This window comes from Acinetobacter sp. 24-47-47, assembly GCF_057737035.1.
The window spans coordinates 2,421,233-2,437,075 of record NZ_CM173216.1 but is presented as its reverse complement, the minus strand read 5'-3'; the positions used below and the strand labels follow the sequence as shown (position 1 = coordinate 2,437,075).

The following is a 15,843-nucleotide window of genomic DNA, read 5'->3' as shown; positions in this document are numbered from 1 at the left end:
ATGAGGATTTAAATAATTTCAGGGACATAGTTGATGCAATACAATCCGATCTATTACACAGATGAACACTTTGCATTTGCAGATGCAGTAAAAAAATTTGTAGAAAAAGAAATTATTCCCTATGTAAATGAGTGGGATGAAGCCGAATCTTTTCCACGAGAACTCTACAAAAAAGCTGCAGAAGTTGGATTGATGGCATCAGGTTTTGATGAAAAATACGGTGGTATCCCTGATACAGATGCATTCTATACTTTATTGGGGTGTGTGGAGTTGGCAAAGGCTGCATCAGGAGGGTTAATCGCTTCATTACTTTCACATATGATCGGTGCACCGCCAATCAATAGCTTTGCAAGTGAAGAGGTGAAAGCAGAGGTTTTGCCACAAATCTTATCAGGTGAGAAGATTTCGGCATTAGCAATAACAGAACCGGGAGGGGGGTCTGATGTTGCAGCACTTAAAACAAAAGCAGTAAAAGAAGGTGATTACTATGTAGTCAGTGGCGAAAAAACCTTTATTACTTCTGGTATTCGCGCTGATTACTATACCGTTGCCGTTCGAACTGATCCTGAAGGAAAAGGACCCAATGGTATCTCAATGCTACTGATTGATGCCCATACACCAGGTATTACAAAAACGAAGTTAGATAAAATGGGATGGTGGGCTTCTGATACCGCTCATCTACACTTCGATGAAGTTAAAGTGCCTGCAAGAAATTTGATTGGTCCTGAGAATATGGGTTTCTTTGTTATCATGAATAACTTCAATATGGAACGTTTTTTCTTGGCTGCGAGTAGTTATGGTTATGCAAAAGTTTGTTATGAAGAAGCTCTAGATTGGGCTCAACAGCGACGTACTTTTGGTAAACGCTTGGTAGATCATCAAGTTGTTCGTCATAAATTGGTAGATATGGCAACACGTTTACAAACGACTCGTGCTTTACTTGAAGATACGGCATATAAAATGGGTCGTCCTGAACTTCAAGGGAATGAAATGATTGCACAAATTTGTATGCTCAAAAACGTAGCAACGCAAACTATGCAATTCTGTGCTGATGCAGCCGTTCAAACACTAGGTGGCATGGGCTTTATGCGTGGCATGAAATCTGAACGTATATATCGCGAAGTTAAAGTGAATATGATAGGCGGTGGAGCTGAGGAAATTATGAAAGATTTGGCAAGCCGACAGCTGGGCTTCTAAAAGAAATAAAAAGGTGGATTAAGCCACCTTTTTTAATTGATCAGATATAAAGTTAAGCATTCATTGCCATATCCCAGACGATATTGGTTAACTCATCAAGTGACATTTTCCCTTCTGGATTGTACCAAGTTACGGTCCAAGCGATTGAACCACCAATCAGTCTTCGCCAGATAAAAGGATCGTGCTTAATTTTGCCTTTGTCATGTAATACCTTGATGACACTCAGCCATATCCCTTCATAATCATTTCTTAATTTTAATAGTTTCTTCTGATTTTCCTCAGAAAGTGAAAACCATTCATAGACCAATACAGCCATAGCGGAACCTGTATCCCCAGAGATCGCATCGAGTTCAGCTTTAATCAGAGCCTTGAGTTGTTGCTCTGGATGGTCTGAAGTGGATATGGCACTTTCAAGGCAAGCGTGATTGTAAATGATGGTTTGTTCCATCACATGCGCCAAAATATCGTCTTTGGTTTTGAAATGATGAAATAAACTTCCAGATTGGATGCCAATAAACTGTGCGAGTTCACGAACAGTGGTTTTGGCATAACCTTGTTTATGGAATAAATAAGCTGCCCCCAAAAGTAAACGACCACGTGGTGTATCGTCAAAGCAGGCTATTGGTTGAATTTGGTCAATAGAGGTCGCGATCATCTTGTTATTTTATCCTATTTTGTTTTCTAAACGCGTTGCTTCCATGCAAATTTTAGCGCAATAAGCAGATTTGCAAATAATAATAACATTTTGCACTTTACAAACCAAGCGCTTGCTTGGTAGATTAAGCTCAAATTCTAAACAGAATAATGAGATGGTTATGACAAATATTCAGGACGAACAAAAAATTGTAAAAATTGGCTGTGCTTCAGGTTTCTGGGGAGATACCAACACAGCTGCATTTCAATTGGTACACATGTCGGATATTAACTATTTAGTATTTGATTATCTTTCAGAAATCACCATGTCTATCATGGCAAAAGCCAAAATGAAAGATCCTTCTCATGGATATGCATTGGACTTTGTTAGTCGTGTTATGACACCGCTCATCAAAAAAATTGCCGATAAAAAAATTAAAGTGGTGAGCAATGCAGGTGGTGTTAATCCATTGGCGTGTCGTGATGCCTTACAACAAGTGATTGTAAATGCTGGTTTAGATTTAAAAGTTGCAGTCGTTTTAGGCGATGATTTAATGGATAAGCAAAGTGAATTGCAAAAGCAAGGCACCAAAGAAATGTTTACGGGCGAGCCTTTGCCTGCGCATGTTGCAAGTAGCAATGCTTACCTAGGTGCTGTGGCGATTCGTGATGCTTTAGATTTAGGTGCAGATATTGTGATTACAGGTCGAGTGGTGGATTCGGCTGTGGTGATTGGGCCTTTATTGCACGAATATAAATGGGATTTAGCAGATTACGACAAATTGGCACAAGCGGCGCTTGCAGGTCACGTGATTGAGTGTGGTGCACAGTGTACTGGCGGTAACTTCACAGATTGGCGTTTGGTTGAAGGCTTTGACAACATGGGCTTCCCAATTGTTGAGGTAAAAGCAGATTCATCATTTATCGTCACCAAGCCAAATGGTACAGGTGGTTTAGTGTCTACAGGTACAGTGGGCGAGCAAATTGTGTATGAAATCGGTCACCCACAAGCTTATTTATTGCCTGATGTGACTGCTGATTTTAGCCAAGTCAAACTTGAGCAAGTAGGCGAGCATCGTGTATTGGTAACAGGTGCAAAAGGTACAGCGCCAACACAGCACTATAAAGTAAGCACGACATATCCTGATGGTAACCGTGTGTTGGTGAGTTTCTTACTTGCAGGACAAGATGCAGAAGAAAAAGCCTATGCCGTATCAAACGCGATTTTAAATAAAGTTGAACGTGTGATGGCACTTCGTTCGATTCCCCCATTTACTGAAAAATCAATTGAGATTTTAGGTACAGAAACAACGTATGGTGCAAACCGCCGTGTACAAAAACCACGTGAAGTTGTGGTGAAAATTGCCGTTAAACATATGTTTAAAGAAGCATGTATGTTCTTTGCTTCTGAGATTGCACAAGCATCCACAGGTATGGCACCTGCATTAACAGGTATTGTGGGTGGTCGTCCAAAACCATCTCCAGTGATTAAATTATTCTCGTTCTTGGTAGAAAAATCTCAACTAAATGTTGAAGTAGATATCAATGGTGAGCGTCATAAAGTTGATGTACCACATGGTGAGCCACTTGCAGAAATTCCAACAATCCCTGCAGGTGAAGTCGCAACTTTAACAGGTAACGAAATTGAAGTGCCATTGGTTGAAGTGGCACATGCACGTAGTGGTGACAAAGGTAATTACAGCAACATCGGTGTGCTTGCACGTAAACCAGAATTCTTACCTTGGATTCGTGCATCTTTAACGGAAGCCAATGTTGCTGAATATATGAAGCATGTATTTGAAGGCGGTGAAGGTGGCGAAGTTCGTCGCTATGAATTGCCGGGTTTAAATGCACTTAACTTCTTGTTAATTGATGCACTTGGCGGTGGTGGTGTAGCGAGCTTACGTATTGACCCACAAGGTAAAGCCTTTGCACAGCAATTGTTAGATATGCCAGTGAAAGTGCCTGCAGATTTACTGTAAGCACAGATTTGGGCATCGAGACGGTGCCCAATTCAAAATAATTTACATCAATTAAAAATGGAAGTATGCGCAATGGGTTATCAATCAATTTTTAGAAATGATGCATTCGCTGGCAAAGTCGTGATTGTGACAGGTGGTGGCTCGGGCATTGGTCGTTGTACGGCACATGAGCTTGCATCACTTGGTGCGCAAGTGGTGATTACAGGTCGTAAGATCGAAAAACTTGAAAAAGTGATTGCTGAGATCACTGAAGATGGCGGACGTGCACATGGCATCGTGTGTGATAACCGCGAAGAAGAACAAGTGAAGAATATGATTAGCGAGGTGATCGAAAAATTTGGTCGCATCGATGGTTTAGTGAACAATGCAGGTGGTCAGTTCCCATCGACTTTAGAAAGTATTTCTGCCAATGGTTTTGATGCGGTCATCCGTAATAACTTACACGCAACATTCTTTTTAATGCGTGAAGCCTATAACCAGTGGATGGCAAAAAATGGTGGCGCTATTGTGAATATGGCAGCAGATATGTGGGGCGGTATGCCGGGCATGGGTCATTCGGGTGCAGCACGTTCAGGTGTTGATAACTTGACCAAAACGGCTGCGGTAGAATGGGGTAAATCAGGTGTACGCGTAAACTGTGTGGCACCGGGTTGGATTATCTCATCAGGCATGGATACGTATTCTGGCCCTGTGGCGGAATTTATTATCCCTAATCTTTCAAGCAATGTGCCTTTACAACGTATGGGAACAGAATCGGAAGTCTCTTCAGCGATTGTGTATTTACTCTCTGAAGCAGCCAACTTTGTTTCAGGTATGACGGTACGCATTGACGGTGCTGCATCACAAGGGACACGCGTATTCCCATTATCATCTGCGAATAATAGTGAGTCGTATAATGGCTTCCACCGTGCATTTATTCCAGAAGTATTAAAGAAAAAAGAAGACAAAAAGTAATTCAGATTACAAGGAGGAAACTGTATGGCGGTGATTCAGTCCGAAGTTGCAGTAGGAAGTGAAGTATTTGAACAGAATAAAGCCAAACTACTTGAGCAACTCGCAGAAATTCGTGCTATTCAACAAAGCGCATTAGATCGCTCATATAAAGCAAAGCCAAAGTTTGATAAAAAAGGCAAAATCTTACCGCATGAACGTGTACGTTTATTGTTAGATGCAGATTCTCCATTTGTAGAGTTATGTGGTCTTGTGGGTTACAAGATGCATGATGATAAAGATGGTTCAGAAGCAGGTGGTGGGATCATTGCAGGGATTGGTTTTGTAAACGGTACACGTTGTATGGTGGCTGCGAATAACAGCGCGATCAAAGGCGGTACAATTGCACCAATGGGCGTACACAAAAGCTTACGTTTACACCAAATTGCTTTAGAGCAAAAATTACCAATCATTACTTTGGCAGAAAGTGGTGGTGCAAACTTAAACTACGCAGCAGAAGTATTTACTGCCGGTGGTACAACATTTGCCAACCAAGCACGTTTATCTGCGAAAGGGATTCCACAAATCTCTGTAGTACATGGTAACGCAACAGCAGGTGGAGCATACCAACCAGGTTTATCTGATTACGTAATTACGGTACGTAAGCAAACTGAAATGTTGCTTGCAGGGCCGCCATTATTATTGGCTGCAACAGGTGAAGTCGCAACTGCTGAAGAATTGGGTGGTGCAGAAATGCATGCACAAGTGGCAGGTACAGCAGAATACTTGGCAGAAAATGATGCTGATGGTATCCGTATCGCACGTGAAATCTTTAAACATTTAAACTGGAAAGAACAAGTTAAGCTTGATATTCCAGAATATAAAGAGCCACGTTACTCAGCAGAAGAATTGCTTGGCATCATTCCATCAGATCCAAAACAACCTTTGGATATGAAAGAAATCATTGCTCGTATTGTTGATGATTCTGATTTCTTCGAATTTAAAAATGAGTATGACTCACATACGGTATGTGGTTGGTCGCAAATTGGTGGTATGCATTTAGGTATCATCACCAATAATGGCCCAATTACCCCACAAGGTGCAGCAAAAGCAGCGCAGTTTATTCAGTTATGTGAACAAACACGTCGCCCAATTTTATTCTTGCATAACACCACAGGCTTTATGGTGGGTACAGATGCAGAACAAAACGGCATCATCAAACATGGTTCTAAACTGATCCAAGCTGTTGCCAACTGTACAGTGCCGAAGATCTCGATCATTGCCCATGGTTCATATGGTGCAGGTAACTATGCGATGTGTGGTCGTCCACTTGGCCCACAATTTATTTTCTCATGGCCGAACTCTCGTGTTGCGGTGATGGGTGGTGCGCAAGCAGGTAAGGTACTTCGTATTGTTGCGGAAGCGAAACAACGTGAATCTGGCATGGAGCCAAATGAGCAAATGTTAGATTTCTTAGAACAATCGACAGCAATGAAATTGGAGTCGCAATCGACCGCATTATTCAACACAGCGATGTTGCATGATGATGGCATTATCGACCCACGTGATACACGTAAACTGTTGATTTTCTTGTTGCAAACGATTAACGAATCACAAGCACGTGAACTGAACCCAACACGTTTTGGTGTACCAAGATTCTAATAAATCCCTCTTGCGGAATATATTCCTCATCCCTGTGAAAAGTGAGGAATTCCCCCTCTTTTTAAAGTGGTGAGAAGCATGGCTTCGCAAGGGAGATTAAAGATTAAAAAAAAATATTGAAATTTTAAGGAAGACAAAAATGAAATTTACTGAAGAACATGAAGCGCTACGCCGTACAACACGTCAATTTGTAGAAAACGAAATCAACCCATTTACAGCAGAATGGGAAAAAGCAGGTCGTTTCCCAATCCACGAAGTATTCAAAAAAATGGGTGATTTGGGTTTATTGGGTATCTGTAAACCTGAAGAAAACGGCGGTTTGGCACTCGATTATTCTTATAACTTGGTGGTTGCAGAAGAATTAGGTCGTATCAATGTTGGTGGTGTTGCACTTGCGATGGGTGTACAAACCGATATGGCAACGCCTGCGATTGCACGTTTTGGTTCTAAAGAGTTACGTGATGAGTTTTTAACGCCAGCAGTTGCAGGTGAAAAAGTTGCAGCGATTGCAGTATCTGAGGTTCAAGCAGGTTCTGACGTTGCAGCACTAAAAACCACAGCAACTAAAGATGGTGATGATTACATCATCAATGGTCACAAAATGTGGATTACAAACTCTCTACAAGCAGACTTCTTCTGTTTATTAGCGAATACCTCTGATGGTAAGCCACACTTTAACAAATCAATGATTGTGGTTCCTGCAAATACACCGGGTATTACATTCTCTGAGCCATTAGACAAGTTAGGTATGCGTTCAAGTACCACTGCACAGGTGTTCTTTGACAACGTACGTGTGCCACAGCGTAACTTAGTGGGTCAAGAAGGCATGGGCTTTATGATGCAAATGCTTCAGTTCCAAGAAGAGCGTATGTGGGGTGCTGCTAACGCCATGGGTGGTATGTTGCAATGTATCGAAAAAACAATTCAGTACACTAAAGAGCGTACGACATTTGGTCAGCCATTAATTGATAACCAATATATCCATTTCCGTTTTGCAGAACTCATGACTGAAATTGAAGCGCTGAAAGCATTAACCTATCGTGCTTGCCAATTACATATCGAAGGCGAAAACGTAACGCAAATGGCGTCTATGGCAAAACTGAAAGCAGGTCGTTTAACACGTGAAGTTGCAGATAGCTGCTTACAATTCTGGGGTGGTAATGGCTTTATGGCAGACAACCCAGCAGCACAATTCTACCGTGATGGTCGTTTAGTTTCGATTGGCGGTGGTGCGGATGAAATCATGCTTGGCATTATCTGTAAGATGATGGACATCCTTCCTGGTAAGAAAAAATAAGCAGGAGATCTGATATGACATTATCAAGTTCAATTGCCAATTTAGAAGTTGATGGCAGCATCATCCTAGAGCAAGACGGTGGTATTTTAACTTTATGGTTAAACCATCCTGAAAGCCGTAATGCGATGAGCCTAAAAATGGTGCAATCGATGCAAGCAGTATTCGCTGCAATCAAAGATGATGTATCTGTACGTGCTGTGATTTTGCGTGGTAAAGGCGGTCATTTCTGTGCAGGTGGTAACATCAAAGATATGGCAGCGATCCGTGCTAAAGCAATGGAAGTGGGTAATAACACACCATATACCGATTTTAACCGTACGTTTGGTGCACTGATTGAGCAAGTGGATCAAGCGCCACAAACTGTTGTGGCTGTACTTGAAGGTGCTGTACTTGGTGGTGGTTTTGGTTTGGCATGTGTCTCTGATGTAGCAATTGCGCATGCAGAAGCACAATTTGGCTTACCTGAAACTGGCTTAGGGATTTTACCTGCACAAATCGCACCATTTGTAGTGACACGTGTGGGCTTAACTCAAGCACGTCGTTTAGCACTTTTAGGTATGCGTTTTAAAGGTCAAACCGCTTTAGAGGTGGGGATTGTGCATCAAGTGGTTGAAGATGAAGTTGAACTTGCATCAGCACTTGAAGAAACCATTACCCAAATTAAACGCTGTGCGCCATTGGCATCGCGTGCAACAAAAGCATTATTACATCGTACCACCAAAGAAGAATTGGGGCCGTTACTTGATGATGCAGCACGTCAATTTGCAGATGCTGTGGCAAGCGCAGAAGGGATGGAAGGCACAATGGCGTTTATTCAAAAACGCCAACCAAGCTGGGCAGAATAAACCACATTCCAACGCCTGTATGAATGTGAATTAAAAAGGATACGCTCCTCAAAACAAGAGGAGCCAAAAAAATTGGTGGAACTATGGCGTTTACAAAAGTATTAGTTGCAAACCGTGGTGAAATTGCTGCTCGTGTGATGCGTACAGCAAAAGTCTTAGGTTACGAAACCGTTGCTGTGTACTCTGATGCCGACAAAAATGCGCGTCATGTACAAGTGGCTGATGAAGCGGTTTATATTGGTCCTTCTAAAGTATCAGAATCTTATTTATCGATTCCAAATATCATCGAAGCATGTAAGAAAACTGGCGCAGATGCCGTGCATCCGGGCTATGGTTTCTTATCAGAAAATACTGATTTTGCTGCAGCATGTGCAGAAAATGGCATTACCTTTATTGGTCCACCAGCAGGTGCGATTGAGTTAATGGGTAGCAAGCGTTTGTCTAAAATCGCCATGATTGAAGCAGGCGTACCCTGTGTACCGGGTTATGAAGGCGACCAACAAGACATCGACTTTTTAGCAGATCAAGCGAAAAAAGTAGGTTTCCCATTGATGGTGAAAGCATCAGCAGGTGGTGGTGGACGTGGTATGCGTCTTGTACATCAAGAAGCTGATTTGCTTGAAGCGTTAAAAACTGCCCGTTCTGAAGCAGAAAATGCGTTCGGTTCGGGTGAGCTGATTATCGAGAAAGCAGTGATTGCGCCTCGCCATGTAGAAATCCAAGTCTTTGGTGATACACATGGCAACTACGTGTATTTATTTGAACGTGATTGCTCGATTCAACGTCGTCACCAAAAAGTGGTTGAAGAAGCACCATGTCCAGTATTGACACAAGAAACACGTCAAGCCATGGGTGATGCCGCAGTTGCCGCAGCCAAAGCTTGTAACTATGTGGGTGCAGGTACGGTTGAATTCTTACTAGATCAATCAGGTGAGTTTTATTTCTTAGAAATGAACACACGTTTGCAAGTAGAGCATCCTGTAACAGAGATGATTACAGGTCTTGATCTTGTGGAATGGCAGCTTCGTGTGGCAAACGGTGAAACATTACCGCTCAAGCAAGAAGAATTGACTATGAATGGTCATGCCATTGAAGTGCGTTTATATGCAGAAGACCCACGCCAAGACTTCTTACCACAAACAGGCAAAGTATTGCGTTGGCAACCTTCGGATTTAGAAGGCGTACGTATCGATCACGGTATGATGCCAACTGATGAAGTTAGCCCATTCTACGATCCAATGGTGGCTAAAATCATCGTACATGGCAAAACACGTACCGATGCGATTCGTTTACTTGCACGTGCTGTAAATGATTCTGTACTGTTAGGTGTAAACAGTAATAAGGAGTTTTTAGTTAACTTATTACGTCATCCACTTGTGGTGGAGGGTGATGTGAACACTGGTTTTATTCAACAGCATTTCCAAAGTGATGTGAGTTTGAATAAACAGAGTCTAAATTTAGAAAGCTTAGCATTGATTGCAGCGTTGTTGATAAATGCATCTGCGCAAACAGATTGGAACACAGGAGTTTCTTCAGCATTACCACTGAAACTTCGATATGATGATCAAAAGTTAGATCTCATTGTGCATCGTGATGGTCGTTCAGTGAGTGTTGAAACCTGTGGTGAAAGCCAGTCGATTGAGGTTGTAGCGCAAAATACACAGCAATTGATTTATAGCATTAATGGAATTCGACGTCGAATCGACTATGTTCTTGATGGTAATTTTGTTTATTTAGATCGCGCGAATGGCAACGTCATGGTGGAAAATATTACCTATTTACCACCTGAGACTGCCGATGTGGCAGGGGATGGTAAAATTCGTGCCCCAATGGATGGTGCAATTATAAATGTCATTGCTCAACCTGGAGAGCGTGTAACTAAAGGGCAAACATTATTGATTCTTGAAGCGATGAAAATCCAACAGCAAATTAAGTCAGATGTCGACGGTGTTGTGGGTGAAATCGTAGGACAAGTTGGTCAGCAAGTGAAAAAACGTCAAATCTTGATGAATATTGAGGTTGATGCTGAATAAGCAATAAAAAAAGCCATCTAACGATGGCTTTTTTTATGACCGGATTTATGCAAATACTGTTTGTACGGCACAGTAAAGCACCCAAAGAATTGCAATCGCAACTACAGGTTCTAAAACTTTTGCCCAAGTTGGTGTAGCCACTACTTCTGGCTCAGCAACATCGTGGTGATCATGTTGAACTTGATTGACCATATCATGAAACTCCTTCATCGTTTGGTCTAATGATATCTCTTCTTGAATGACAGGTTGAGAACCAATCAACTCATTTAGGTTATTTGTTAGCCAAACCCAATCTTTTGCTTTACCAGAGAGATGTTCAACTTGACCCTGAAGTAATTCATTCATGCCTTGTAGTTGATAATGACCTGTTACATCAAGTTGTTTAAGTTCATTAAGCTGTAAGGTCAAAATCTCTGATGTCGCAGTTTCAAGTTCTTGATGAGACAGCGTAGACTGATTATGTTGAGATGTCGTCAAATGCCGTGCGACTTCTTGAATATAAAGTTGGTCAGCGGCATGAATTTCTTGGTATATTTTTTTTTCGTCTTTACGCCATAGGCTGATGAGTTTACCTAAAGCTAAGATATTTAATTCATTGAGATATTCATGCCGTTGTTCAGCTGGATACTGTTTCAACAGCTGAGGCTTTTGAATTTTGGTCTGCTCAGCAAAATATTGTACTAAATCAAAAGCCATTCAACTCTCCTGTAAGTTTTTTCAATCCAAAATTCTTAAACTCGGTTTTTTCTTTGGTGCTTCATTTTCTTGATTTTGTTGCTGTTTAGATTCTATCGGATTTTCATCCGTTTGTGCATTGGCATATTCATCAGGATCAAAGAATAATCCTTGACCATTTTCTTTTGCATATAACCCGAGTACAGCATTGATTGGCACATAAATATCTTTGGAAACACCACCAAAACGTGCAGAAAAGGTAATCGCTTCATTGCTCATGTGTAGTTGATGCACAGCATGTGGCACGATATTTAAAACAATCTGACCGTCTTGAACGAACTGTGTAGGTACATCGGTATAAGGCTGTGTGGCATCTACCAGTAGATATGGGGTGAGATTGTTATCGCAAATCCATTCATAAATCGCACGTGCTAAATACGGGCGAGTTGGACTTAATTTGATTTCTTGATCAGACATGTGACTCACTCTTTTGCTTTTTTAAGCGGATTTTAATTCAGGACTATAACGATTTTTTTCCTGAACCGTCATGGACTTAATGAAGGCTGGACGACTGAAAACACGCTGGCAATATAAATAAAACGGGCGGCATTGTTGCTTTGGAAGCTCAATCCCCATCGTTCTTAACCGTATAAAAATCGGTGCCAACATGCAATCTAAAATTGTAAATTGTTCAGACATGAAATAAGGATAGTGCTGAAACAAAGGTGTCAGCGAGATAAGCGTATCTTTTAACTTTTTTTGAGCTGCCTTTTGTGCGTCAACATCAAGTGTGTCTGGGTGGCGCATCATATCATCTGCAAGTTTTAACCAGTCATTTTCAAAACGCCATATATATTGGCGTTGTTCTGCACGTGGAGCAGGAGCATCTGCATATAACTTATTCTGACGATAGCGATCATCTAAATATTCAGAAATGATGGATGTATTGAAAAGTTTTAACTCATTTTCAATCATCATCGGGAGTCGATTGTATGGATTTAAACTCGCAAGATCCTCGTTGTCTTCGTCGACAATAAATAAATTATGTTTAATTTGTTTTTCTGCCAGTAAGAAGCGAATCCAATGCGATCGAAAGTCATCTGCATGACTATAAATGGTGATGCCTTGTAATGGGGTGGTTTCGACTGACATATTCCAATCAAAGTATTAATGAATAGATAAGGATACTAAAAATGCACGCTAAAATCATCGTTTAATGAGCGGTGCATATTAAAACACTTGGATTTTATATTGATTCGTATTTATGTCTGGAACGTTTTTTATTAAATTCTATCCTTGTATTGTTGAAATTCAATCTTTAACTTTTTTATCCAAAGCGATGTAAAAAGCCGATCTTTAAATCGGCCTTGTGCACTAATGTATGATTCCACTCCACCATTGACGGACGTCGCGATTGTTAGTTAATGCACTTGTGTCGCCTGGTCTAAGTTTATAGCCACACTTGTAAACCACTGAGAATTTTTGACCTAAAGATCGATGTACCAGACTGTTATTTTGTACAGGGTATCCATCTGAGCATCCAACTAACTCTAATGCTTTATTTATGTTTTCATATGAAGACATTAATCTTTGTATGGGTCCATCACAAACATGCTTACCCGTATTGGATTGCCAGCACACGGCTAAAGCATCTATCGATTGTGAGTTATTTGCTTGTGCAATATTGGATGTACCTAATATTGTAGCGGCTACGGCGAATGATAAACATATTTCCCTATTTAACATTTTTATCCTCTTAATTTAAAAAACTGCATGTAAGTATTTTGTAATAAAGTTGTAAAAAGTTAACAATCCTCAAATTGGGATAGATGATTAAGCATATATTTGTTTAAGTCAGTCAAAATAGAGCAATAAAAACTAGCGTCTTTTTATTGATATCAGAGTTTAATATTCATTTTAAAGTATCGTGTACGACTGATTTTCATGAGTAAGGGAAAATATAAAGATGAAAAAAAACCTTGGCATAAGCCAAGGTTTTTTTGTCCGAATTCGGAAAACGAATTAACGTTTAGAGAATTGTGGACGTTTACGAGCTTTACGTAAACCAAGTTTCTTACGTTCAACTTCACGAGCATCACGAGTAACGAAACCAGCTTGACGAAGAGCAGGTTTTAAAGTTTCATCAGCAGCGATCAATGCACGAGTAATACCGTGACGGATTGCGCCAGCCTGACCACCAATACCACCACCAGCAACAGTGATGTAAAGGTCATATTTCTCAGTAGCATCTAAAAGCTCAAGTGGTTGACGTACAACCATACGAGCAGTTTCACGACCGAAGTATTGTTCTAAAGAACGGTTGTTAATAACGAGTTTACCAGTACCAGCAGATAGGAAAACACGTGCAGTTGCGGTCTTACGGCGACCTGTACCATAGTTAGTAGCCATGTGCTGTATCCCTTAGATGTCCAAAACTTGTGGCTGTTGAGCTGTGTGAGGATGCTCAGCACCAGCATACACTTTCATTTTCTTGATCATAGCATAACCAAGAGGACCTTTTGGCAACATGCCTTTTACAGCGCGTTGGAAGATTTCTTCTGGCTTGTGAGCAACTAATTTTTCAAAGTTAGTTTCACGGATACCACCAGGGAAACCAGTGTGGCGATAGTATTTCTTATCAAGTGACTTGTTACCAGTTACTTGAACTTGCTCAGCATTGATAATTACGATGTAATCACCAGTGTCAACGTGAGGAGTATAAGAAGTTTTGTGCTTACCGCGTAAACGACGTGCGATTTCAGTCGCAAGACGACCTAAAGTTTTGCCAGAAGCATCAACAACGTACCAGTCGTGTTGAACTTCAGCTGGCTTAGCGCTGAGAGTTTTCATTAACCACTACCTATTATAGTTGGTTTGGACGGTGGAATCTGTCCAAACAAAAAGGAGAGCGAATTCTAGCGGAAAAACACTAGAACCACAATCAAAATATTAAGATTTCGAGGGGTATATTCTATTTAATTTAGATTGAAAAGTATAGCGGTTTATTTAATCAATTTCTTTTAGAATGAGGAAATAATCATAATAATAGCTCGGAGTTTTGATGAGTTCACAAAATAATAATGATCGTTTCTCTCCTCCTGATCATCATTCAGATTTATCTTCACGCCATGATCAAATCAAAGTGAGCAAGGTGACGAAATTTTTGACCGGATTTTTATTCATTGTTCTCGGAATATATTTAGCGTTAGGCATGGTGTTTGGCACTATTTATGGAATCGATGTTTTAAGTGTCATTCTTATATATTCAATGTATGCACATTTTATGATTTTCCCTTGGATCATCTATTTAATCGGTGGCTTTGGTTTCTTGTGCATTAAAGATTCAGCATTTTATTCAGCGCGTTCAACGATTGGACAGATTCTTTTGTTGGGTTTGTTCTTCGTCATCGTGATTGTATGTATATCCGAAGTCGTTCATGCTTTTGGTCTATTAGATGCAAGATTTCGTATGGATTGGCGCTAAAAGACTCAAAAGAACGATTAAAAAAATCAGAGGGCTAAGATTTTACCATTTTGGTATTGTTGAACATCCTACATTCGATCTGTATTAAAATAATAAAAATCCTTGAATGATGATCGTTATGCTTCCTTTGTATGTCACCAGCGGTGAGCCTGCTGGAATTGGTCCTGATATCTGTTTAAGCCTTGCGCAACGTTTGGATGAGCGTCCACTTGTCGTGCTTGCTGATATACAAATGCTCAAGCAACGTGCAGAAAAACTTCATCTTGAAGTTGAAGTGATTGAGTATCAAGGGCAACAAACATCGTCAAAAGTGGGTCAGCTTTATGTGGAACATATTCCTTTAAATGAAACTGTAGTACTGGGTGAGTTAAATGCTCAAAATGCGAGTTATGTCTTAGAGCAACTCCGCCGTTCTGCAGACTATGCGATGTCAGGTAAAAGCGTTGGCGTGGCGACAGCACCTGTACAAAAGTCAGTGATCAATGAGGCAGGTATTCATTTCAGTGGTCACACTGAGTTTTACCAAGAGTTTGCTGGTGTATTACGCGTGGTCATGATGCTGGCAACCAAAACCTTACGTGTTGCACTTGCAACCACGCACTTACCCCTTCGTGCGGTTGCGGATGCGATTACAGCTGAGCGCTTGCATCAGGTCATCGACATTCTGATTCATGATTTAAAATCAAAATTTAAAATCGAATCTCCCAAAATTTTGGTGTGCGGTTTAAATCCTCATGCAGGTGAAGATGGTTATTTAGGAGTGGAGGAGATCGAAGTGATTAATCCTGTACTTGAACGCTATCGTGTGCAAGGGATAGACATGAGTTTATGTCTGCCTGCAGATACCTTATTTACACCAGAAAATTTAAAAGATGCCGATGCAGTTTTAGCCATGTATCACGATCAGGGATTACCTGTGTTAAAATCACAAGGATTTGGTGAAGCCATTAATATTACTTTGGGCTTGCCGTTTATTCGCACCTCTGTCGATCATGGCACAGCACTCTCCCTCGCAGGTACTGGACTTGCGAAAAGCTCGAGCTTACATGTGGCTGTGGACTTAGCGCTCGATTTAGCGCGTCAGTGATCTTGTCTTAATTACACG

16 protein-coding genes are annotated in these 15,843 nt (G+C 40.9%); 9 read left to right on the top strand and 7 right to left on the bottom strand.

What is annotated here, in order from left to right; translation table 11 throughout:
- Window positions 1–33: 33 nt before the first annotated feature.
- Window positions 34–1,197 carry an acyl-CoA dehydrogenase family protein gene (locus AC1M9E_RS11415; protein WP_481608225.1) on the top strand — a complete coding sequence of 388 codons (1,164 nt, stop codon included), beginning with the start codon at window positions 34–36 and terminating at the stop codon, window positions 1,195–1,197.
- Between the two features lie 52 nt (window positions 1,198–1,249).
- On the opposite strand, the gene AC1M9E_RS11410 is transcribed toward AC1M9E_RS11415, so the two are convergent.
- Window positions 1,250–1,852, bottom strand: coding sequence for a TetR/AcrR family transcriptional regulator (locus AC1M9E_RS11410; protein WP_035269534.1), 603 nt, complete (start codon window positions 1,850–1,852; stop codon window positions 1,250–1,252).
- A 160-nt stretch (window positions 1,853–2,012) separates the two neighbouring features.
- On the opposite strand from AC1M9E_RS11410, the gene AC1M9E_RS11405 reads away from it, so the two are divergent.
- From AC1M9E_RS11405 to AC1M9E_RS11380, 6 genes are all read left to right on the top strand, one after another.
- Window positions 2,013–3,812, top strand: a complete 1,800-nt coding sequence (locus AC1M9E_RS11405) for an acyclic terpene utilization AtuA family protein (protein WP_481608224.1) — start codon at window positions 2,013–2,015, stop codon at window positions 3,810–3,812.
- Window positions 3,813–3,884: 72 nt separating this feature from the next.
- Window positions 3,885–4,766 (top strand): SDR family oxidoreductase, encoded by an 882-nt coding sequence (locus AC1M9E_RS11400; RefSeq protein ID WP_481608223.1) that lies wholly within the window; start codon window positions 3,885–3,887, stop codon window positions 4,764–4,766.
- 24 nt (window positions 4,767–4,790) lie between these two features.
- The gene (locus AC1M9E_RS11395) at window positions 4,791–6,404 is read left to right on the top strand and encodes an acyl-CoA carboxylase subunit beta (RefSeq protein WP_481608222.1); all 1,614 of its coding nucleotides are present in this window, start codon (window positions 4,791–4,793) and stop codon (window positions 6,402–6,404) included.
- A gap of 139 nt (window positions 6,405–6,543) precedes the next feature.
- Window positions 6,544–7,701: an acyl-CoA dehydrogenase family protein gene (locus AC1M9E_RS11390; RefSeq protein ID WP_481592318.1), complete on the top strand. Its 1,158-nt coding sequence runs from the start codon at window positions 6,544–6,546 to the stop codon at window positions 7,699–7,701.
- Window positions 7,702–7,715: 14 nt separating this feature from the next.
- A complete protein-coding gene (locus tag AC1M9E_RS11385) occupies window positions 7,716–8,546 on the top strand; it encodes an enoyl-CoA hydratase/isomerase family protein (RefSeq protein ID WP_481588008.1) in 831 nt (276 codons plus the stop codon).
- 83 nt (window positions 8,547–8,629) lie between these two features.
- Complete coding sequence (locus AC1M9E_RS11380; RefSeq protein ID WP_488224801.1) at window positions 8,630–10,579, top strand: acetyl/propionyl/methylcrotonyl-CoA carboxylase subunit alpha; 1,950 nt, start codon at window positions 8,630–8,632, stop codon at window positions 10,577–10,579.
- A 45-nt stretch (window positions 10,580–10,624) separates the two neighbouring features.
- Here AC1M9E_RS11380 and AC1M9E_RS11375 read toward each other — a convergent pair whose 3' ends face one another.
- The 6 genes from AC1M9E_RS11375 to rplM all read right to left on the bottom strand — a co-directional run bounded on the left by AC1M9E_RS11375 (window position 10,625) and on the right by rplM (window position 14,104).
- Window positions 10,625–11,275, bottom strand: coding sequence for a hypothetical protein (locus tag AC1M9E_RS11375; RefSeq protein WP_481596612.1), 651 nt, complete (start codon window positions 11,273–11,275; stop codon window positions 10,625–10,627).
- Window positions 11,276–11,296: 21 nt separating this feature from the next.
- Window positions 11,297–11,731 carry a ClpXP protease specificity-enhancing factor gene (locus AC1M9E_RS11370; RefSeq protein WP_035269488.1) on the bottom strand — a complete coding sequence of 145 codons (435 nt, stop codon included), beginning with the start codon at window positions 11,729–11,731 and terminating at the stop codon, window positions 11,297–11,299.
- A gap of 21 nt (window positions 11,732–11,752) precedes the next feature.
- A complete protein-coding gene (locus tag AC1M9E_RS11365; protein ID WP_488224800.1) occupies window positions 11,753–12,406 on the bottom strand; it encodes a glutathione S-transferase N-terminal domain-containing protein in 654 nt (217 codons plus the stop codon).
- Window positions 12,407–12,628: 222 nt separating this feature from the next.
- A complete protein-coding gene (locus AC1M9E_RS11360) occupies window positions 12,629–13,000 on the bottom strand; it encodes a hypothetical protein (RefSeq protein WP_481592322.1) in 372 nt (123 codons plus the stop codon).
- A 276-nt stretch (window positions 13,001–13,276) separates the two neighbouring features.
- Window positions 13,277–13,663 (bottom strand): 30S ribosomal protein S9, encoded by a 387-nt coding sequence (gene rpsI, locus AC1M9E_RS11355; protein ID WP_035270019.1) that lies wholly within the window; start codon window positions 13,661–13,663, stop codon window positions 13,277–13,279.
- Between the two features lie 12 nt (window positions 13,664–13,675).
- The gene (gene rplM / locus AC1M9E_RS11350) at window positions 13,676–14,104 is read right to left on the bottom strand and encodes a 50S ribosomal protein L13 (protein ID WP_035270016.1); all 429 of its coding nucleotides are present in this window, start codon (window positions 14,102–14,104) and stop codon (window positions 13,676–13,678) included.
- 211 nt (window positions 14,105–14,315) lie between these two features.
- Here rplM and AC1M9E_RS11345 point away from each other — a divergent pair, with 211 nt between their 5' ends.
- Together AC1M9E_RS11345 and pdxA are read left to right on the top strand one after the other, a co-directional pair.
- Window positions 14,316–14,738, top strand: coding sequence for a hypothetical protein (locus AC1M9E_RS11345; RefSeq protein WP_488224799.1), 423 nt, complete (start codon window positions 14,316–14,318; stop codon window positions 14,736–14,738).
- A gap of 118 nt (window positions 14,739–14,856) precedes the next feature.
- Window positions 14,857–15,825, top strand: coding sequence for a 4-hydroxythreonine-4-phosphate dehydrogenase PdxA (pdxA, locus tag AC1M9E_RS11340; RefSeq protein WP_488225213.1), 969 nt, complete (start codon window positions 14,857–14,859; stop codon window positions 15,823–15,825).
- The last annotated feature ends 18 nt before the right edge of the window (window positions 15,826–15,843 follow it).